We start from the raw sequence: 21,335 nt of genomic DNA, 5'->3' as shown, positions 1-21,335 counted from the left end.
AACACCTAAAAAGCCTGAACCTCCCAAAACACCAGAAACACCTGCTAAACCCAATCTACCCATGACAGGCGAACAAACAGCGATTATCGGTTCAGTTGTCGGTGGACTGCTTGTATTATCTATCACTATCTACAAGCACAAGGTCATTATCCAAGCTCTAGCAAGCGTTAAGGATAAAATCAAGAAGTAGACCCTAAACACAAAAATAGGGGCATTAGAAAGCCTAGAATGAGTTTCTAGGTGGCGTATCTTAGTTTAAAGGTAAAACCACTTATCCAAGTGATTATAGGTTCAACTCCTATGAGGTACATAAATTGAAAAAAGAAAGGGGGAGACCTATGGATATAAACAACTTTCCTGATATTCTGGTAGACAAAGAATATTTGATTGATAATTTTTTTCCATCATTCAAGCTGAAAACTTTAGAAAAGTACATGACAGATATTAGAAAAACGCCAGAATTTGAGCATATTTTAACACGTTCAAGCACACGAAAAACGCTAATCAATCCGAAAGGCTTTTTTTTATATCTCAAATATAGAGAAAGCAAGATGTATCAGTAAAAATGGTATAATTAGTTTATTCAACTAATGATATACCAAGAAAGGTGGGTATATTGTTTTACAAAAAAACAAGTAACGGCAAGTATCGTTATTACGAAAAATATTATGACGAAAGTGAGGGTAAATGGAAACAAGCGACAATTACGCTAAATTCCAAAACCAGACAGGCACAAGGCGAAGCGAGACGAAAACTTGAAGCTAAAATCGAAAAGAAATTGTTGATAGGACTGGGCATTATTTCCGTTTCAGAATTGACCATCAAAGAAGTTTATGACGAGTACCAAAAAAAGCGAAAACAGGAGCTAAAAGACAGTACTTACTCAGAGCAGACTAGAGTATTAGAGATTGCATTCAAAGCTATTTGGGATAAGAAAATAACTAGCATTCCTAGCACGTATTTTCAACGATATTTCATGTTGCAAGACAATTCAACTTCTTATAAAAAATCACAACGAGATACTCTCAATCAGTATTTTAAGTATGCTTTAAAAGTGGGCTATATTACTGAAAACCCTATTGCTAAAGTTGAATTGCCTAGAAACAGAAAGACCCTTGAAGAATTGGAAAAGAAAAAGGCGAAATTTTTTTCACAATCTGAGATGGGTTTATTCATAAAAGCACTTAACACAAAACAGCGTGAAATACGAAAAAATCTATTAATTGAGTTTATGTACCTAACAGGAATAAGAATAGGCGAAGCGATCGGTTTATTGTGGGAAAATGTTGACTTGGATAACAAATTCATAGACATCAAGTACACGATAGATTACCATAGTGTCAGCCATAAGTGTTTTAAATTATCTAGTCCTAAAACTGCTAACTCTTACAGGAAAATTTCTATAAACAATAGGTGTGTTGAGATTTTAAAAACACTTAGAAAAATCAATAAAAGAATAAAAGTTAAAGACCCTAGATTTGTATTTATTGAAAAAAATGGTTATCTGGTATGTCCTGAACTTTTGAATATCTACTTGAAAAAATGCGGTAAAATTGCTAACATTAAGGATAAAGACTTTACTTGCTTCTCTAGCCACATGTTAAGGCATTCTCATATTAGTTTACTTGCAGAGCTTGGCGTTCCTATTAAGGCTATAATGGAGCGTGTAGGTCATGCGGATGAAAAGACGACTATTCAGATTTATACTCATGTAACAGATACAATGCGTGATGAGGTCAGTCAAAAAATGGAAGAAATCTCTTTTTGAAGAAAAGTAACCAAAAACTAACCAAAAATCTTGGTTAGCGTGGAGAATGTCAGAGAATATAGTAGGAAGTCAAACGCTACAAACCCTTTAAAATAGGGCGTTACAGAGGACATCAGAGAATGTGAGAGTATCTGATTTTTAAGGTTGTTAGAATGTAATGAAAATGTTTCATCGTAATGGAGGTGTCAATGTACGAGTTAGGTGATTTTGTTGAAATGAAAAAACCCCACGCTTGTGTTGTTAAATTAACTGGAAAAAAAGCTAATCACTGGGAAATTATCCGATTGGGTGCAGACATCAAGATTCGTTGTACCAATTGTGATCACATCGTCTTGATGGCACGCAATGATTTTAATCAAAAACTGAAAAAAATACTGAACTAAGAAAGGAGATTGAGCCGTTTTTTGCATTACTAACAGAACAGCTCAACATCTAAATTATGGCTTTAACAGCAGGCATCGTTGGTTTACCAAACGTTGGAAAATCAACTCTTTTTAATGCAATCACGCAAGCAGGCGCAGAAGCTGCCAACTATCCATTTGCAACCATTGACCCAAATGTCGGGACGGTCGAAGTCCCAGATGAGCGTCTCAATAAAATTACCGAACTCATCAAACCTAAAAAAACAGTGCCAACAACATTTGAATTTACAGATATTGCGGGCATTGTCAAAGGTGCCTCTAAGGGTGAAGGTCTCGGTAACAAATTTTTGGCCAACATTCGTGAAGTAGACGCCATTGTTCATGTGGTTCGTGCTTTTGATGATGAGAATGTCATGCGTGAACAGGGACGTGAAAGCGACTTTGTCGACCCATTAGCTGATATAGATACCATCAATTTAGAATTGATTTTAGCGGATTTAGAATCCATCAACAAACGCTACGCACGTGTTGAAAAAATTGCGCGTACTCAAAAAGATAAAGATGCTGTTTTAGAAGTTAAGGTTTTGGAAAAAATCAAACCTGTCCTTGAAGCTGGTAAGTCAGCGCGAACAGTTGATTTCGAAGACGACGAACAAAAGGTTGTCAAATCACTCTTTTTATTAACCACTAAGCCCGTTTTATATGTGGCAAATGTGTCAGAAGATGAAGTCGGTTACCCTGACAATATCAACTATGTCAAACAAATCCGTGACTTTGCAGCAACGGAAAACGCTGATACAGTAGTCATCTCAGCACGTGTTGAGGAAGAAATCGCTGAACTTGAAGAAGATGAAAAAGCAGAATTTCTTGAAGCAATTGGCCTAACAGAATCTGGTGTTGACAAGTTGACACAAGCCGCCTATCATTTACTCGGACTTGGCACTTACTTTACAGCAGGCGAAAAAGAAGTTCGAGCTTGGACTTTCAAACGTGGTATCAAAGCACCCGGTGCTGCAGGGATTATCCATTCAGATTTTGAAAAAGGCTTCATCCGTGCTGTCACCATGTCCTATGATGATTTAATCAAGTACGGGTCTGAAAAAGCAGTAAAAGAAGCAGGACGCCTTCGTGAAGAAGGTAAAGAATATGTTGTACAAGATGGTGATATCTTAGAATTCCGCTTTAATGTTTAATATCAAACGTCAAGAAGCTGAAATGTTAATTTCAGTCTTTTTGACGTTTACATACTTGTCAATTTAACGTAAAGATTGTATCAATATAATGTAAAAGGAGTATCAACATGACAAAAATGATAGTGGGATTGGGAAACCCCGGTAATAAATATGCCCACACCAAGCATAATATTGGTTTTGATGTTTTAGATGTTATCAGTAATCGCTTAAACCTCACTTTTAAACGTGACAAAACGTTCTTGGCAGATATTGCGGTTGGTTTTGTGAATGGTGAAAAGATCATTCTAGTTAAGCCAGTGACCTTCATGAATGAATCAGGCAAGGCTGTCAAACCACTCTTAGCTTATAACGGTCTAACATCAGATGATTTGGTTGTCATTTATGATGATCTTGATTTAACAGTTGGTAAACTTCGACTTCGTCAAAAAGGGTCCGCCGGTGGGCATAATGGGATCAAGTCGATTATCGCACACCTTGGTAAACAAGAGTTCAAACGTATCAAGGTGGGCATTGGCCGACCGAAACATGAGATGTCAGTAGTGAATCATGTTCTAAGTAAATTCGATCAAGAAGATAAAGTTGATGCTGACCTTGGCATTGTACGTGCTGCGGATGCCATCCAAGCTTTTATTGAAAATAATGATTTTAATCAGACAGGAAACCAATTTAACGGATGAAACTTACAGATTTACTTGCCAATAATCGTGCATTAACACAATGGCAGCGAGAACTTAATCAAAGTTCTCGTACATTATTTACAGGTATTCAGGGCACAATCAAAACGCTTTTAATGGCAACAGCTTTTGACAATCAACCTGATAAATATATCATCATCACAGATAGTCAGTATCATGCCAGTGAACTCTATAGTGATTTGTCAGAATTAGTTGGTGAAGCTAACGTTTTTCAATATTTTTCTGATGATAATATTTTTGCTGAGTATGCTATTGCTAGTAAAGAACGTCTAGCCTATCGCCTAGATGCCCTTTCTTTTTTACAAGACAAAGAAACGGATGGTTGTCTAATCATTCCGATTTTTGCTTTACGCAATTTACTACCTGACCCAGCCGTTTTTAAAACCTTTAATCTTCTTTTCACAGTTGGCAAAGAAATTGACAGTGATGAGCTTGTCAACCAGTTGTCAATCATTGGTTTTGAAAAAACACAACGTGTCATTGGTCCCGGAGAGTTCTCTAAACGAGGCGATATACTGGATATTTACCCATTAGATGCTGAAAATCCTATTCGAATTGAATTTTTTGGTGACGAAATTGATGGTATCAGATATTTTGATGTTGAAAATCAACGTTCTTTACAAGAACTTGATAGAATTACGATTAAACCTTCATCAGACTTTATTCTAAGTCCTACTGATTTTGAACGTGGTGTAACCTACTTGTCAAGTTTGACTGATTTAGATGACAACTTAAATTCTTATTTAGCTGAAATTATTGGTTCAGCAAAACACCAAAATTACCATGTTGATCTCAGAAAGTTTAGTGAATTTTTCTATGCCAAACAATGGACATTGCTAGATTATTTACCGAAACATGCCCCTATTTTTATTGATGACTTTCAAAAAATCAATGAAATGGATCATAAAATCACGCAAGAAACTGCGGAATTTATCTTATCTGAAAAATTACTCAATCGCTCTATTGACGGTATGCACTATTTAGCAGATAACAGCCATCAATTACGAACCTACAAACCTGCAACTTTTTTCTCAAATTTTCAAAAAGGCTTAGGCAATCTCAAATTTGATCTCTTACATAATTTTAATCAGCATAGTATGCAGGCATTTTTTGGTCAAATGCCTTTACTTGAAGTTGAGTTAACTCACTTTATTAAAACAGGTTATACTGTTGTTATTGCGATTTCAAAAGAAAAAGAAGCGAAGTTGACACGTAGTTTACAAAATGTTAATATCAATTTCACATTGACACGAACTGAACAATTACAACCAAATATTGTCAGCGTTGTCAATATGACCTTGACAAATGGTTTCAACTTACTAGATGAAAAAATAGCAGTTATTACTGAAGCTGAGATTTTTGGGAAAACAAAAAAACGTCGAACTAAGAGACTCAACATTACCAATGCTGAACGTCTACAAGATTATAACGAATTAGAAATCGGCGACTATGTCGTCCATCAAACACATGGGATTGGGAAGTATCTTGGACTAGAAACGATTGAAATATCAGGTATTCATCGAGATTATCTAACAATCCAATACCAAAATAATGACACCATTTCAATTCCTGTGGATCAGGTCGAACTACTTACTAAATACTCAGCGGGGGAAGGCAAACCGCCCAAAATCAATAAGCTCAATGATGGACGTTGGAAACGAACTGTCAAGTCTGTCAGTAAGCAAATCGAAGATATTTCAGAAGATCTGATTAAATTGTATGCGGCTCGTGAAAGTCAACGTGGCTTCGCTTTTTCACCTGACGATGACAATCAACATGAATTTGATGAGGCCTTTGCCTACACTGAAACTGATGATCAACTTCGCTCAGTGGTCGAAATCAAAAAAGATATGGAACGTGAACGCCCGATGGACCGCTTGTTAGTTGGGGATGTTGGCTTCGGTAAAACAGAAGTGGCCATGCGCGCAGCTTTTAAAGCCATCAATGACCATAAACAAGTCGCTATCTTGGTTCCGACAACTGTTCTAGCTGAACAGCATTATAATAATTTTCGAGAACGCTTTAATGACTTCGGGGTCAATATCGCAGTCATGTCACGTTTTCAAACTAAAAAAGAACAAGTCGATATTTTAGAAAAACTTAAAAAAGATCGGATTGATTTAGTCATTGGGACGCATCGTTTGCTTTCAAAAGATGTCATGTTTTTCGATCTCGGCTTGATGATTATAGATGAAGAGCAACGTTTCGGGGTCAAGCATAAGGAACGTTTGAAAGAGTTGAAAACACAAGTAGATGTTTTAACCTTGACTGCGACACCCATTCCTCGAACACTCCATATGTCTATGATGGGCATACGTGATTTGTCTGTCATTGAAACACCACCAACGAACCGCTATCCCGTGCAGACTTATGTCATGGAAACTAACTATAGTGTCCTTCGAGATGCTGTCTTAAGAGAAATGTCTCGTGGGGGGCAAGTATTCTACATTTACAATCGCGTTGACACGATTGAGCAAAAAGTATCACAAATTTCAGAACTAATCCCTGATGCACGCGTTGGTTTCATTCATGGTCAACTCAGTGAAGTAAAACTTGAAAATACCATACTTGACTTTATCAATGGTGAATATGATGTTTTGGTTGCAACAACAATTATTGAAACTGGTGTGGATATTCCCAATGCTAATACTTTATTTGTTGAAAATGCGGATCATATGGGCTTGTCTCAGCTTTATCAACTTCGTGGTCGAGTTGGACGCTCCAATCGTGTTGCGTATGCTTACTTCACTTACCAACCAGAAAAATCGCTATCAGATGTCTCTGAAAAACGCCTTGATGCCATCAAAGGCTTTACAGAATTAGGGTCAGGATTTAAGATTGCGATGCGAGATTTATCCATTCGAGGTGCTGGTAATCTTTTAGGTGCTGAGCAATCTGGTTTTATTGATTCAATTGGCTTTGACTTATACTCACAATTATTAGAAGAAGCTGTCAATAAACGTTTAGGTAAATCAAGAAAAACACGAAAATCCAATACTGAAATCAATCTTGAAATTGATGCTTTTCTCCCTTCAGATTATATCTCGGATCAACGTCAAAAAATTGAAATTTATAAACGAATTCGGGAAATTGAGAGTCGGACTTACTATCAAGATTTACAAGATGAGTTGATTGACAGATTTGGTGAATACCCTGACACTGTAGCATATCTCCTTGAAATTGGCTTACTAAAATTTTTTGCTGACCAAGCTCTTGTTGATAAGATTGACAAGCAATTGGCAATTATTGTTTACACAATGAGTAAAGCTGCAACTCATACTTTTATGCCACAAGATTATTTTGATGCCTTATCGAAAACACAACTAAAAGCCAAAATTGGTGAAACATCTGGGCAAATGGTTATTAGATTTGATATCAGAAACTTATCAGCAGCCACATATCTTTCAGAAACAATGTCCTTTACTGAACGTTTGAGTGCGATTAGAGATGAGAAAACCAATGAAAAAACTGGCAATTAAAGGGGCAAGTGTTCTAGCAGTCGCAGGATTTTTATCTAAGATCCTCGCTGCACTTTACCGTTTTCCTTATCAAAATTTAGTTGGCGATCAAGGCTTTTATGCCTTTCAACAAGTCTATCCTTTTTATACCATCATTACCACACTTTCATTGATTGCCTTACCTAATTTTTTGTCTAGCTTGATTCATGCTTCTGATCAACCAAAAGAAGAAACGCATCAGTTTTTTCAACTTTCTCTTATATTATCTGTTTTAAGTTTTGTTGTCTTGACACTTTTGAGTCAACCTATTGCGAGATTAATGGGACAAGAAAAATTAGCAGGACCATTTGTGATGGCAATTTTACCACTTTTATTAGTACCTTTTCTATCTTTATATCGAGGTCGTGCGCAAGCAAAACAAGATATGGTGACAACTGCTGTCTCCCAAGTTATTGAGCAATCTATACGTGTTATTTTAATTATAGGTGCTGCACTAATGTTTACAAGATTGTCAACTAATGTCTATACGATTTCTTTCTTAGCCATGCTAGGTTCTTTTATTGGTGGGCTTGTTGCGCTTGTCTATCTGATGATTTCAAGTCCCTTTAAGTTTCAAGGTTTGTTTACAAACTTGACAGCTTTAAAGCCTAAAGGTCAAATTATTCAGAAATTCGGTCTATCTTCACTTGTCTTTACTTTTTTCATGGTTTACATGCTCATTTTGCAAATGATTGATGTCTTCTTTGTGAAAAATGCCTTGATGCATCTGCCCCAAATCAAGACATCAAATCAGGCAGAAATTTTAAAAGGTATTTATGATCGTGGTCAACCTTTCTTACAATTAGGTTTAGTCTTTACCACATCAATTTTGACTGATAGTCTTCCAAAGTTGACAAGAGCTAAGCAAATTTCTAAAAAAATCTGGGATAATGTCACTTACTTAGCAATCGCTTTAACAGTCGGCCTTGTCATTTTACTACCAGAAATGAACGACGTTCTTTTTAAAAGTCATGCACATGTGCTAAGTTTACAGATTTTTGTGTGTCAAATCCCTATCATTTCAATGATCCAACTTTATCATCATGACCTATTCTTGGTGGGAAAAAATAAAATGTCGGGTTTGATTTTATTAAGTGGGCTAGTATTAAAATTAGTGAGTGCTTATCCATTAACAGTCTTATACGGTTTAAACGGTGCTGCCTTATCCAGTCTCATCAGTTTACTCTTAGTCCTCATTTTTTACAGTCTATACAGCAGAAAATTACCTCGACAATTATTTAACTTTCATTTTTGGTTCGCCATTTTGGTGATGGGAGCTGTCGTTATATTAGGTAATCATATTCTTACGATTAGTGAACGTTGGTTAGCGCTTTTCAAACTGACGATTCTAAGTGGGTTAGGTGCGGCAACCTTTTTCAAAGTGTTCAATGTGAGTCCGAGAGATTTCTTAAATTAAAAAAGCACAAGATGACTTCAATTAATGAAGTGTTCTTGTGCTTTTTAAAGTTGCTCAATGTAAACCTTATCTGGTCCCCCTAATAAAATTAAATATTGCTCAATCTTATCTGCCTTAAACGCAGTAGAAAGACTTTCTGCATATAGATCCATTTGCATCTGATAACGTGCTTTGATTTGAGGAATGTCCTCTAAACTTGTAAAATGATCTGTCTTATAGTCAAATAAAATTATTTTATCCGATAACTTAATAAAACCATCAATAATTCCTCGAATCACGTATTGTTCACCTGAGGCTTGGTCAGTTTTCAGCATTGAAAACGGTGCTTCACGCGTCATTTGTTCATGATATTCAACCATCATTTGACCAAAATCCGTCTCAAATAAACTTAAAATCTGTGCCTTCTTAATTTTTTGCTTGACTTCATCTCGAACAGATAATGTTTGAATGGTCTGACTTAATGTTTCACGTGTAACATTTGAAAAATCAAGTGACTGCATTAATTCATGCACAGCCGAACCTAGTTCTGTCGGTGATACTTTTTTATCAGTTTTTAAAAATTCAAACTGAGAGTATTTCGGAAGATTACTTACGACTACATCCTGTTCTGTAATCAAATGCTCGTAACGTTTCTTGATTTGACTAGGTGTTTGAATGGTCGGCAACTGGATACCGGCTGCATATTTGTCATTTAGGATTTGAGAAGAATCCAAAATTTGTTTCGCTAATTTTACATCTTCAATTGTTGCCATTGCGCCATCATACTGTTTTGATTCCTCTAATAAAGTTTCAAAAGACAATTGATTTTTTTGATTGACAGGTACCATCTCTTGTAAATCAGCATCTTCAATCACACGAACTTTAAGACCTAATGCAGCTTTTACCGTTGTAGCTTGATAAATCCCTAAAATCCAATTAAGATACCCTTGACTAGACTTTCTAATCGTGTCTTCTAATATACCATTTTCATCAAAAGCAGCTGTTTGATAAGCAATGAACTGATTATCTTCATCCAGTTTTGAGACCTCTACCTTCCCGACCATATAAATCTTCTTGATAGCTCGTGTAAATGCGACATAAAGCATCCGCATCTCTTCAGCTAAAGCTTGGTATTCTTTTTCTAGAGCGTTTGCCATCTGGGGTAAAGTCGTCATCTTAACCATGGCATATGGAAACTCAGTGTCGATTTCTTTTTTAAAATCAGCTAAAAAACTAATCCCCGCACCATTTTTTCTGGATAGAATTAAATCGCTCGTTAAATTTTTTGTATTGAATTTTTTATTGACATTCAATAGAAAGACATATGGAAACTCTAGCCCTTTTGATTTATGAATGGTCATCACACGAACTGCATTACTTGGTAAAGAAACGTTGACAGCAGCTAAATCATTTTGACTTGACATGAAACTGTCAATCATTTTGATGAATTGGAAGAGACCTTTATATCCGGATGATTCATAAGAAGCGGCTCTATCAGCTAAAGCTGCTAAATTAGCTTGGCGTAATTGACCATTTTTCATGCCACCAACATAGTCATAGTAATGAGTATCTCGATAGCTTTCCCAAATCAAACTGTGTAAACTTTCCTGATGGGCAAGTTGACACCATTTGTTAAATAGGTCATTAAAATGCTGTAGTTTAACTAATAATTTACTGTCAATCAAGTCTGATTTTAGACCATTTTTTTGATAAGTTTTTTGATATTTGTTATAGAAATTAAAATCATTTGAGGCTTGTAAACTCATAATCGCCAAATCATTTTCACTAAAATCAAATAGAGGTGATTTAAGGAGAGAAACAAATGAAACATCAAACAAGGGATTATCAATAGCTCTTAGCACATCTAACATGACTAAGACTTCCATTGACTGCAAGTAATTCATTTTCCCTTCATCCAATACAACAGGAATATCAAACGACTGCAAGACACGTTCAATTTCAGTATTATTGGTTTTACTTCTAACCAATATCACAATATCTTTTGGCTTTGTACCGTTACTGATAAGTTGCCGAATGGCTTGGGCAGTTACGACAAGTTCATCTGTTGTTACTGCATCATCAGTTTCTAAACTAGTGTTTTTTTCATCCTTATAAATCAAGAGTTCAGCCGTTAATTCAGGTGAAGTTTTTTGGGCTAACTTGGGATTGCCAACCACTAATTTTTCTTGCGGACCATAGACCATCTCACCAATCTGTTTATCCATCAAATGTTCAAAGATCTGATTAGTAAAATCAATAACTTCAGGATAAGAACGAAAATTTTCCTTCAATCTGATCAATTTACCATCGGCATTAGGCTGTTGGTAGGCCTCATACTTACTCATAAAAAGTGAAGGATCGGCTAATCTAAAACCATAGATAGACTGTTTAACATCTCCTACCATAAAGCAATTATGGCCATTAGAAAGTAAACGTAACATTGCTTCTTGCAGATGATTAGTATCCTGGTACTCATCAACCATGATCTCAAAATACTGTGTTTGATAAACTTTACGCAAAATCTCATTTTCCTGCAAAATTTCAATCGTCAAATGGGTCACATCAGCATACTCAAGACAGGCATTTTTGAGTTTATAGTCGTGATAACGTTGGTAAAATGCTAAAGCAACAACCTGTAAATCACTTGTCAACTCACTAGCTAAATGATGATATTTTTCAATTATTTCTTGATGCTTGATGGCATCTATAAACTGATCAAGTTGTGCTTTATTCGTAGAAATCAGCGTTTTTAAACTCATTTTTTGTGCTTCAACTACTTCATCACGATTTTCTTTATTATTAGCATTTGGTACAAACTGAAACTTCAGCTGACGATACATTTCAGCAAATTTTTGGAATTTTTTCTGATTCAGACACTCATGCAAATACTCAAAATTCGCCAAAAATTCCTCAGTGTTATTTACTTTTGCTGGACCTGAAATAACACCAGAAGATAAATTTTCCTGAAGTGCAGTATAAATTTCTTGTAAACTTTCTTGTAAACCATTTGTAAATGTATCTGGTAAATCTGAAAAGTGTTTAAAGTTAGAAAAACCATTTAAAAAATCATTTTCTAGCCAATCAATTGGATTTTCTAAGCTATCAGCAAAGATGTTAATTTTATTCAATACTTGATAGAACGCGTCAATTTTACGATCGGTTGAAAAATTATTCATCACCTGTATAAATCGTTCTTTACTAAGGACACCTGTTCCTTCTAACGACTGTTCCACTAATTGATCAAAGATATCTCGTTTAATGACTTCCTGTTCCGTACTGTCCACTAACAATCTAAAAGTTGGATCCAAATTTTTGTGATAAAAATTTTCTTTAAGAAACTTGAGTGTAAAGCTATCCATTGTTCCGATGTCAGCAGTTGATAACTCCTGTAATGCAGTTGTCAAAAGTTGTTTCTTTTCAAATGAGTTTTCATTTGCACGTGTTTCTCTAATCTTTTTATCTAAACGTAGTTTTAATTCAGCTGCTGCTTTATTAGTAAATGTTGAAATAAACAAGTTTTTAACTGATACACCATTCAAAATCAAATTGATAATTCGCTCAGTCATGACAAATGTTTTCCCTGAACCAGCAGATGCTGACACTAAAATATTAGTTCCTGTTAGGTAAATAGCCTCAATTTGCTCAGGGGTTTTAGGTATCTCTTTACCAATTTCAGCTTTCTGTAACAAGTCAATTTCTTTCTCAGTGAGTTGTCGCATTTTCTTTTCCTCCTGTCAGCAAAGATGCCCTTATTTCTTCTTTAGATTTCAGATTAACCTTTCGGCCTGATGGTAAATGGTTATCTGCTTCAAACCCACAAATTGACTTAAATTGACAAAATTGACACCCTTTGGCATGATGTTTCACAACAACGGGATTAATTTCAATTTTACCAGATAGTATTTTCTGACCTGCTTCTTGATAAAGTGTCTCATTATGAGTCATCAAAGAAGAGATTTCAGACTCGCTATAAAAATTTGAATTATTCTTATAAGGTAAACCTTCTTTAGTAAACTGACCTAAGTTAAATAGATGGTCAAAATTATCTTTTAAGTGACTCGCTAAATCTGCATTAAAGAAACCAGTATAGCGCATTTTATTTTTAAGTTCGCTAGAAATATCAGCAACTTGATTCACTGATTTAAGTGCAATTATGGGATTCTGTAGATGTAAATAAAGAGCACCCCAAATTGTCTGTGATGTACCAAATTGTTTCGCATTCTGATGTAAGATATCTAAGTAAGTTAAAAACTGTAAGCTTGTGCCATCATAGGCTGACTGTAACTCGAATTTTTTATCACCTGACTTATAATCAACAGCACCTAAAGTTTCAAAAATACGGTCAACACGGTCAATAATACCACGTAAGTTCAATTTTTTATTATTTTGTAAATCAACTTGATAGGTTTTAAGACCAGATTGATTAAAGCCAAAAGCTTGCTCAAATGCTAATGATTGAATCCCTGTATGCTCTAATGTTTGTTTCAGCATTGTAGATGTTTGCTTGATAATGTCTTTCAATCTAGTCCATGTATAGCGACTTGTGGCATCATATTTAAAGAAATCTTGATACTTATTGTCAACTTCTTGTAAAGACTGTGTCAAAGCATCATCAAAAGAAGTGGTCTCTACTTGATCTGAACGCATCACATGTTCAAAGACTTCATGAAAATAAGAACCCGAAATTCTAGAATCTAAATCAATCTTTTCAAATGCTTTAACATGTAAAGTATTGTTAATAAAGTACTGGTATTCACAATTATAAAAGTTTTCAAAACTTGATACAGAGGCATTTAAGTCTGTTGGATATAGCACCGCTATCACAGAAGATTCAAGTTGTCTTTCCTCTAACTGATCAGTCTTGACAGATGATAAGACATGTTGATAGTCTGGATTTTTAGTCATGATTCTAAACAAGCTAATCCAAAAAGACCTTGATAAACGCGTCTTTTCTGACTCAGGAGTTGACAAGAGTAACCGTTCAATTCGTCCTAGATTAGCTAATAAACCATCATAATTACCAATTTGCATAATTGTGTTATTTTGGTAAACAAGATTATTGTCATCTTGATTGACACTATGCTTGTCACCTAAATTAATACTATCTTTATATTCAACAATCGTTTGATACTTGCCATCAATTTTTTGAGCACTGATATCAACTATAAATTGTAAAAACTGTGACAAATCACTTTGTTCATTGGCATAGATTTCAGGTGTTGACAAAACTAAGCGTTTGTTAGCTGCATTAAATAATTGTAAAGCTGTGAAGTTATTTTTTTTATAGTTAATAAAACTGGGTTCATCTATAAATTTCAGACTGTCCGACTCAATTTCACTTAATTTTTGATTAAGCTCGGTGCGTTCGCCATCAGAGATGAGACTAGTATTCTGCTTATTTTTAGGGAAATTTGATTGTGTTAAACCAATCGCAAAAACATAGTCAGCTGTATGGGGTTCAACTAACTCATAAGATTTCACTTGAACAACATCAACATTGGCTGGTACAAGTCGATAAGCAGCATTTTTAATTCCAGCTTCTATAATCTCTAAAAATTGCTTAATAGTTAATCTTTCTAAACCAAAGACAGCTGTAAATTCTTCTAGAACAACCATCAGTAATTTCCAAACTTCTAAATGCTCAGATGCTTTTTCAAAGTGACCACTTGCTTCAGCATTAAAATAGAGTTGCTCGATTTTCTCTTTAACCTGTCCGGTTTCCAAAAAAGATTGAAATTTTTTAACCCAAGCCTGTCCTTTTTGTGGTTGGCTTTCCAATAGAACCTGCAAAGGAGAAGAAGGACCAATTAATGTCGATCTCACTTTTTCTGCTTTATAGTCCTCAAATTCTTGCGTAAACTTAGGCTTACCTCTGAGATTGCGCTGTAAACTATAAACTTCAAACCTGTAAACATCTTGTAAACTTGATTGTTGGCTTGTATAAAGCTCTGTTTTCAATAAATTCAATAAATCATTAAGTTGATAATGATTCGTTTTTATTTTTAATAAGGCTTCAATTAAAACAATTAAAGGATGATCCTTCATTGATTTTTCTTGTGCATAGAAAAAAGGAATATCATAAGTCTTGAATATTTCAGGTAGCAAGATATGATCTGATTCAACATCTCCCAATAGAACTAAAATGTCCTTGTACTTGACACCATTAAAAAGGAGTTGACGAATCTGTTTGGCAACATGTTCTATTTCCTCTTTATGATTAACAACTTGCCAGATTTCTAGTCCTTCATGTTTTAAAAGCTTATCAGACTCTGTTAATGTAAAATCTGATGCTTTCTCCATTAACCTTGACAGTTCCGTAAAGGTGTTATCAACGTCATTGACACTTTTGTAAACAACTTCCAATTTATATTTTTGAGCTAGAGTTTGCACTAACTCAACCGACTGCTGATAAACATTACCTTCAATAAAGGTAGCCGAAATTGCCTTTTTAGAGGCATAAATGCCTAATATAATATCTGATACACGACTAGATAATGTATCAATTAAAGTCATTTCTTCTGCAGAAAAATGTGAATACCCCTCGATAATTAAAATATAATCTTGTAACTCTGGTGTCAAATCATTGTTGACAAGTTTGTCAATAAACCTTTGAAGTTTGTTATCATTTGAAAACTGCCCTAATTGATACTCGAAGGTTTCAAATATCAGCGTCAATTCTTGATTTTTTGGACTGTCAGCAGCTAAAAGCAAGTCTTCAGGTTGCAGATTGGCTGTTGTTAATTCATGGTAGAGTGTGATAAGTTGCGAGATAAACCCTTGTTTGTCTCGCATAAAACGATAAATTGGGATTTGTTCATCAGAAAGTTGTTTCAAAGTTTGGCGCATCAGCATTGCCAAACCAATCGGCGATAACGTTTTTCGACCATTATCTTGATTTTTATCGAAGTACCAAGGTAATTGTTTTAATCTGGTCACGGTTAAATCAAATAAAGCGCCATCTTGTCCAACATTAAAACGTGTCAAAATCTCCTTTTCTTTTTCAAAAGAAAGAGATGATGGCACGATATAAAATATTTTTTTGCCGTTAGCGATGTAATCACGCGCTTCATCGACCAAAAACTCTGTTAAATGACCGTAAATATCTGTGTGGATAACTTTCATAAAAAATAGACCTCTCGGTCTATTATATCATGTTTAGGATAGCTCTCATCAGTTAAAACTATTGATTAGTTGGTGCGAACTGGTGTCACCAATTGGACAAAATCAAGGGTATCGCTTTTCGGCACTAAGGTAAATGGTCGAACAGGTGAGATAAAACGAATACGAACTTCTGGTTCTTTGATAACTTTTAACGCATCAATTAAATATTGAGGATTGAAAGAAATCGTTAAATCATCACCAGATTTCGCTAGAGGTGTGATTTCTTCATGAACCGATCCAACTTCTGGTGAATTAACAGTTGCAACAATTTGATCACCTGTGATGCTTAATTTAACAGTGCCATTTGCCGTCGCATTAGAGAGCAATTTAGCACGGTCCATGGTATGCCGAAGCTTAGCAACGTCAAAGGTCAAATCAAGTGTGTAATCGGCGTCTGAAGGAATCAGACGGTTAGTATCTGGATAATTGCCTTCAACTAATCGGGTATAAAATGAAATCGTCTCATTGCGAATCAAAATCTGATTACTTGAGAAGAAGATATCTAACTCGATATCATCATCAGAAAAAACAGATTTAAGGCTATTCACTGATTTATTTGGCAGTACTAAGTCAAAATCTTCACTTAATTTATCAAGGGTAATCACACGTTGGCTCATGCGATGTGAGTCAGTGGCGACTGATTTGAGGATTTTATTGTCCGTTAAAGTCAAGTGAAGTCCTGTCAAGATAGGACGTGATTCTTGCGTTGAGACGGCAAAAGCTGTTTCTGTAAAGATTTCTTTTAAAACGCCTGCTTTAATTTTCAGTGGGTTTTCAGCTGACATCTCTTGGATACGCGGATACATTTCAACATCTAAACCTTTAAGGGTGATTTTTGATTGACCAGACGTTAGAACAACTTGATTTTGTTCAATTTCTTTAAAATCAAAAGTCACTTCAGGTAAGTTATTCACAACACTTTCAAAAAAACTTGCTTCTAATAAGATACTGCCAGGTTCTGTGATTAGCATACCCGCATTTTCATCATCTTGAGATAGAAAATTTTCGATTGAAATTTGGCCATTTGAACCCGTTAAAGTAATCCCTTCATTTGATACATCAATTTTTATTTTAGATAAAGTTGGAATCGCAATTTTAGTTGAAATAGCTTGTTTGGTAATTCTCAAATTATTGAGAAAAGCAGTTTTGTTGATAGAAAAATTAATCATTGAGGCAACTCTTTCTTTTATTAGTTAATAAATATAGTTAGTAATAGTAATAGGGACTGTGAATCATGTGGATAAGTCTTAAAAGACTTTAAGCACCAACTTCAAAAGACTGTGAATAAAAAAGAATAAGCTGTGTATAAGTGTATTTGTTTTACACACAACACCCCATTACTTCAATTGAGATTTAATCGTATCCATCTCTTTTTGAAGGCTTATATCTGTTTTCATCTTATCAGAAATTTGCTTATGGGCATAAATCACTGTCGTGTGATCACGCCCACCAAACTCCTTGCCAATGGCAGGTAAACTTTTACCTGTAATCTCACGAATCAAATACATGGCGATTTGTCTCGGATAGGCAATTTCTTTTGGTCGTTTTTTACTAACCATGTCAGCGACTGAAATCTTGTAGAAATTGGCCACTTCTTCTTGGATTTTTTGAGAAGAAATATCTTTATCTTTTATAAATTCTTCAGATTTAAGTTTATTAAGGGCTTTAGCAGCTGTATCAATATCAATAGGATTAATGTGATAGGTATCCGCATAAAACTGAAGTCTATTAAGTGCGCCCTCAAGTGCACGTACATTTGTATCAATTTGTCCTGCGATATAGGATAATGTTTCTTCAGGTGCATTGATTTGCATTTCTTCCGCTTTATTGAGTAAAATCGCCATTCGATCTTCATAATTAGGGGCTGTAATATCTGTTGGTAACCCCCATTCAAATCGAGATCTCAACCGTTCTTCAAAATTATTAAGGTCTTTTGGTGGACGATCACTAGAAATGACAATTTGTGCATTTTTGTTATAAAGGACATTAAAGGTTGAGAAAAACTCATTAACTGTTCCTTCTTTGTCAGAGATAAACTGGATGTCGTCAAGTAATAACAAATCTAATGTACGGTACTGATCCGTAAATTCTTGCATTTTATTTTTACGAGAGCTGTCCACAAAATCACTCAGAAAATTTTCTGATGAGACATATTTGACACGTGTTTTAGGATTTTTTTTGAGGACCTCATTACCAATCGCATTCATCAGATGGGTCTTACCAAGTCCTGGTCCACCATAGATAAAGAGGGGATTGTACATACCCCCTAAATCGTGTGTAATCGCAATAGCAGCGCCTAAAGTCATGCGATTGCCTTCACCTTGAACAAAATTTTCAAAGGTATATCTAGGATTTAGACCATTATTTATTTCGGAGGGAATAGAATGGCTCGTTTCCTGAATTTCGGATGTTTCTGCAAGTTTACCTGAATTTTCATAATCCGCAAGGTTAATCTCGTCATCTGAAGAATAGAGGGAAAAGCTAATTTCAGCACCCAATATTTCAAAGCCTGCTGTTTTGATGAGATCTTCCTGTTTTTTCCAAAATTCTCGATGCATTTCTTTATCGATATAAATCTTAGCTTCGTGATCAGTAATTTCAAGTAGTTTGGCTGGTTCAATGAAAAAGTCATAAGGGGCTTGCCCTAAATTATTTTGAGCGAGTGTTTTGACACGTGTCCAGAATTTTTGCTCATCTTGTGTTAGAGACATTTGACTCCTTTCTAGCGATTATCAGATACTTTATTTCTAAATTATTTGATACAAAATCAGTGCTAATAAAATTTGTAGCTAAAAAAATTATATCATGTTGCCAGAAAGTTTTCCACAATTTATCAAAAATAAAAAGGAAAGACCACATGGGAGTAAAAATTTTCCACAGAATTGTGAAAAATGTGGATAAGAAACAGGTATCCTCATCTTCATCACAGGTCTTTTTTCTTAAAAAACGTGGAATAGCTTGCTTATTGTTAAGTTACCCACAGTTGTGTAAAAGTTATGCACAAAGTGTGATTTACTTTTTATTTGTGGATAACTTTGTTTAAAAAGAAAAAACCACAACCTAGATTGTGGATTACTTTTGGGTCAAAATGAGGAGAAGTCTGTTAAGATCTTCTAGTGTATCGTAGGTAATTTCAATTTTTTTTGTTTTAATTGTCACGGATTGTCCTAAGGCTTTAGCAATATCTATTTCAGCTGCTTTAATAAATACATCTTTTGATTGCATTGTAGGCTTAATAGATTGTTTAGCTAATTGTTTTTCAAGTGCTCGAACAGAAAGTTGCTGTTGATCAATCCGCTGTGCCAAAGTTAGCTGTTCTTGAGATGTTTTTAAACCGAGTAGGAGTCGCGCATGACCTTGGGAAATTTTTTTTGCCTCAATCATCTGTAAAATAGCTTCAGGCAAATTTAAAATTCGGATGGCATTGGTCACGTAAGGTCTAGATTTCCCTAATTTTTCAGCGATTTGGGTATGAGTCAAACCTTGTTTGGTCACAAGATTTTGGAGACTGCGTGCCTCATCTAGAAGTGTCAAATCATCTCGCTGCAAGTTTTCTAAAATGGCTAGTGTCATCATCTCATCATCAGATAATTCTCGGATGATGGCTGGAATTTTAGTTAGGCCAGCTAATTGGGAGGCCCTGAAACGGCGTTCACCAGCTAAAATTTCGTAACCAATAATCGGCGATTTCCTAACAATAATTGGTTGTAAAACGCCATTTTCCTTAATTGAATCGCTAAGTTCTTGTAATTTTTTATCGTCAAAGACAATCCGTGGTTGATAGGGATTTTTGACAATATCTGACATCGATAGCATTTGAATAGTTTCCATAGTGCTATTTTACCATGTCTTGCTTGTCTTGTGCATGATTTTTGCTATACTAAACTTATTCATAAAATTATTTTAAAAACCTTTTAAACTAAGGGCTTTAAAGAGTTTAAAATCATTAAAAATCAGAAACTAACCAAAAAACTAACCAAGCAATTAAAAAAGTCATTAGTTGAATACAAAATAAAGTCCACCAGTAGAAATTGGTAGACTTTATTTTATATTCAAATTGATAATCAATAATCTTCCCACACATTATCTTCATCAAGTCCGAATTTGTCTTGAATTAAAGAAATGAATGCGTCAAGGATAACGCCGTCAAGATGATAGGGTAAATCTAATATCTCAATGATTGCTTGGTAATTAGTATCAGGCTGAAAGTCATACTCTTGGTCAAGCAATTTCATCACTTCGTAAATCATATAGTGATTTGCTTTAAACTCCATATTGTCGTTTACAAGATGGTTGGGTATATATTTTTCACAATCGCCATTAAGAAAATGAGCAGTTTCATGAAGTAGGGCAAGTGCTGTGTCTAACTCGTTTAAATCTTCATTGATAAGAATTACAGGGGTATTGTTGAAGAAACCATGATGTCCGTTATCGTCCATTTGGATATAATCAATCGTAATACCAAGTTCTTTGATTTTGGCTAATACTTTATTTAACATCAATTATTTATCTTTAAAATGTTCAGTAAGCCAATCTCGGATAGCTTCACGGTCATTGTCAGTCATTTTTTTTCCGCTAAAAGCATGAAAAGAATCAAGTGATTTTTCTAAATCTTGTTCAAATGTTGAAGCGTTTTTTTCATCAGTATTGCCTAAAAGATAATCAGTAGAAACATTATAAAAATCAGCTATTTTTTGTAAATTTTTACTAGCAGGATTTCTCTTTCCAGTTTCCCACTGTCCATAAAATGCGGTAGAAATTCCTAGTTTTTCAGCGATTTCTTTTTGGGTTAATTTGGCTTGTAAACGTAGTGTTTTCATGCGTTCTTGAATCATTTTAGTTTCTCCTCGAAAAAAAATTAAAAAAATATTGAAAAAGTGTTGACAAAAATTCAAGCATTTGCTAGAATGTATTTATCAAGCAAATGCTTGAAACACATTCTGAACTAAAAGCCCACCAAATAAAAATTCAATTTACAGATTGAATAAAAAAATGATAGGCTGATAGCTCAAATACATTGCTTGAAAAATCAAATACAAAACATCTGATTTATACAATGATATATATAGTAGTGTGGTAACTCTATTATATCAAATATTGCCAGCTCGTGCAATAGCGTATGGAAAGGTTGTTAATCATGCAAGTTATTACTAATTTGTTCGTATCTGTATTTTCAAGTCAGGCTAAACGTGTAAGTCCTGAAAAGAAAATACAAGGTCTTGTGTACCTTGTCCGAGATAAAATAGGGGCTGTCAGTCTGAAA

Annotated in this window: 15 protein-coding genes; 8 read left to right on the top strand and 7 right to left on the bottom strand. The window is 34.9% G+C overall.

All coding sequences use genetic code 11. The features are described 5' to 3' along the window. From ACYQ21_RS10020 to ACYQ21_RS09985, 8 genes are all read left to right on the top strand, one after another. The coding region (locus tag ACYQ21_RS10020) for an LPXTG cell wall anchor domain-containing protein (protein ID WP_460058196.1) at window positions 1-190 on the top strand (190 nt) is incomplete at its 5' end. Window positions 191-338: 148 nt separating this feature from the next. Further along, a complete protein-coding gene (locus ACYQ21_RS10015; protein ID WP_460058194.1) occupies window positions 339-563 on the top strand; it encodes an excisionase in 225 nt (74 codons plus the stop codon). Between the two features lie 53 nt (window positions 564-616). Beyond that, complete coding sequence (locus ACYQ21_RS10010) at window positions 617-1,768, top strand: tyrosine-type recombinase/integrase (protein WP_460058191.1); 1,152 nt, start codon at window positions 617-619, stop codon at window positions 1,766-1,768. Between the two features lie 188 nt (window positions 1,769-1,956). Next, a complete protein-coding gene (locus ACYQ21_RS10005) occupies window positions 1,957-2,151 on the top strand; it encodes a DUF951 domain-containing protein (protein ID WP_460058188.1) in 195 nt (64 codons plus the stop codon). Between the two features lie 56 nt (window positions 2,152-2,207). Then, window positions 2,208-3,323, top strand: coding sequence for a redox-regulated ATPase YchF (gene ychF / locus ACYQ21_RS10000; RefSeq protein WP_460058186.1), 1,116 nt, complete (start codon window positions 2,208-2,210; stop codon window positions 3,321-3,323). Window positions 3,324-3,430: 107 nt separating this feature from the next. Then, window positions 3,431-4,000 (top strand): aminoacyl-tRNA hydrolase, encoded by a 570-nt coding sequence (gene pth / locus ACYQ21_RS09995; RefSeq protein ID WP_460058184.1) that lies wholly within the window; start codon window positions 3,431-3,433, stop codon window positions 3,998-4,000. Further along, on the top strand, window positions 3,997-7,497 hold the full coding sequence (gene mfd, locus ACYQ21_RS09990; RefSeq protein WP_460058181.1) for a transcription-repair coupling factor: 3,501 nt from the start codon (window positions 3,997-3,999) through the stop codon (window positions 7,495-7,497). Before pth ends, mfd begins: the two co-directional genes overlap by 4 nt. Beyond that, the gene (locus ACYQ21_RS09985; RefSeq protein ID WP_460058178.1) at window positions 7,478-8,932 is read left to right on the top strand and encodes an oligosaccharide flippase family protein; all 1,455 of its coding nucleotides are present in this window, start codon (window positions 7,478-7,480) and stop codon (window positions 8,930-8,932) included. Before mfd ends, ACYQ21_RS09985 begins: the two co-directional genes overlap by 20 nt. Before the next feature lie 44 nt (window positions 8,933-8,976). Here the strand turns inward: ACYQ21_RS09985 and addA are convergent, their stop codons facing one another. From addA to ACYQ21_RS09950, 7 genes are all read right to left on the bottom strand, one after another. Next, window positions 8,977-12,630 carry a helicase-exonuclease AddAB subunit AddA gene (addA, locus tag ACYQ21_RS09980; RefSeq protein WP_460058176.1) on the bottom strand — a complete coding sequence of 1,218 codons (3,654 nt, stop codon included), beginning with the start codon at window positions 12,628-12,630 and terminating at the stop codon, window positions 8,977-8,979. Further along, on the bottom strand, window positions 12,614-16,033 hold the full coding sequence (gene rexB / locus ACYQ21_RS09975; protein WP_460058173.1) for an ATP-dependent nuclease subunit B: 3,420 nt from the start codon (window positions 16,031-16,033) through the stop codon (window positions 12,614-12,616). The genes addA and rexB overlap by 17 nt, the downstream gene beginning before the upstream one ends. A 65-nt stretch (window positions 16,034-16,098) precedes the next feature. Beyond that, window positions 16,099-17,241, bottom strand: coding sequence for a DNA polymerase III subunit beta (gene dnaN, locus ACYQ21_RS09970; RefSeq protein WP_460058170.1), 1,143 nt, complete (start codon window positions 17,239-17,241; stop codon window positions 16,099-16,101). Between the two features lie 168 nt (window positions 17,242-17,409). Further along, window positions 17,410-18,783, bottom strand: coding sequence for a chromosomal replication initiator protein DnaA (dnaA, locus tag ACYQ21_RS09965; RefSeq protein ID WP_460058167.1), 1,374 nt, complete (start codon window positions 18,781-18,783; stop codon window positions 17,410-17,412). Between the two features lie 361 nt (window positions 18,784-19,144). After that, window positions 19,145-19,903: a ParB/RepB/Spo0J family partition protein gene (locus tag ACYQ21_RS09960; RefSeq protein WP_460058164.1), complete on the bottom strand. Its 759-nt coding sequence runs from the start codon at window positions 19,901-19,903 to the stop codon at window positions 19,145-19,147. A gap of 233 nt (window positions 19,904-20,136) precedes the next feature. Further along, window positions 20,137-20,571 (bottom strand): ImmA/IrrE family metallo-endopeptidase, encoded by a 435-nt coding sequence (locus ACYQ21_RS09955; protein WP_460058161.1) that lies wholly within the window; start codon window positions 20,569-20,571, stop codon window positions 20,137-20,139. A gap of 3 nt (window positions 20,572-20,574) precedes the next feature. Continuing rightward, window positions 20,575-20,907, bottom strand: coding sequence for a helix-turn-helix domain-containing protein (locus tag ACYQ21_RS09950; protein WP_460058159.1), 333 nt, complete (start codon window positions 20,905-20,907; stop codon window positions 20,575-20,577). Window positions 20,908-21,335: the final 428 nt, after the last annotated feature.

The organism is Pseudolactococcus yaeyamensis (genome assembly GCF_054658615.1).
Note: the sequence above shows the minus strand (reverse complement) of the source record. Positions and strands in the feature narration are given on the sequence as shown.

Bases quoted from the DNA above. Each gene is read 5' to 3' on its own strand.
- ACYQ21_RS10015 (WP_460058194.1), top strand. From the start codon at position 339: ATGGATATAAACAACTTTCCTGATATTCTGGTAGACAAAGAATATTTG.
- ACYQ21_RS10005 (WP_460058188.1), top strand. From the start codon at position 1,957: ATGTACGAGTTAGGTGATTTTGTTGAAATGAAAAAACCCCACGCTTGT.
- ychF (WP_460058186.1), top strand. From the start codon at position 2,208: ATGGCTTTAACAGCAGGCATCGTTGGTTTACCAAACGTTGGAAAATCA.
- pth (WP_460058184.1), top strand. From the start codon at position 3,431: ATGACAAAAATGATAGTGGGATTGGGAAACCCCGGTAATAAATATGCC.
- mfd (WP_460058181.1), top strand. From the start codon at position 3,997: ATGAAACTTACAGATTTACTTGCCAATAATCGTGCATTAACACAATGG.
- ACYQ21_RS09985 (WP_460058178.1), top strand. From the start codon at position 7,478: ATGAAAAAACTGGCAATTAAAGGGGCAAGTGTTCTAGCAGTCGCAGGA.
- addA (WP_460058176.1), bottom strand. From the start codon at position 12,630: ATGCGACAACTCACTGAGAAAGAAATTGACTTGTTACAGAAAGCTGAA.
- rexB (WP_460058173.1), bottom strand. From the start codon at position 16,033: ATGAAAGTTATCCACACAGATATTTACGGTCATTTAACAGAGTTTTTG.
- dnaN (WP_460058170.1), bottom strand. From the start codon at position 17,241: ATGATTAATTTTTCTATCAACAAAACTGCTTTTCTCAATAATTTGAGA.
- dnaA (WP_460058167.1), bottom strand. From the start codon at position 18,783: ATGTCTCTAACACAAGATGAGCAAAAATTCTGGACACGTGTCAAAACA.
- ACYQ21_RS09960 (WP_460058164.1), bottom strand. From the start codon at position 19,903: ATGGAAACTATTCAAATGCTATCGATGTCAGATATTGTCAAAAATCCC.
- ACYQ21_RS09955 (WP_460058161.1), bottom strand. From the start codon at position 20,571: ATGTTAAATAAAGTATTAGCCAAAATCAAAGAACTTGGTATTACGATT.
- ACYQ21_RS09950 (WP_460058159.1), bottom strand. From the start codon at position 20,907: ATGATTCAAGAACGCATGAAAACACTACGTTTACAAGCCAAATTAACC.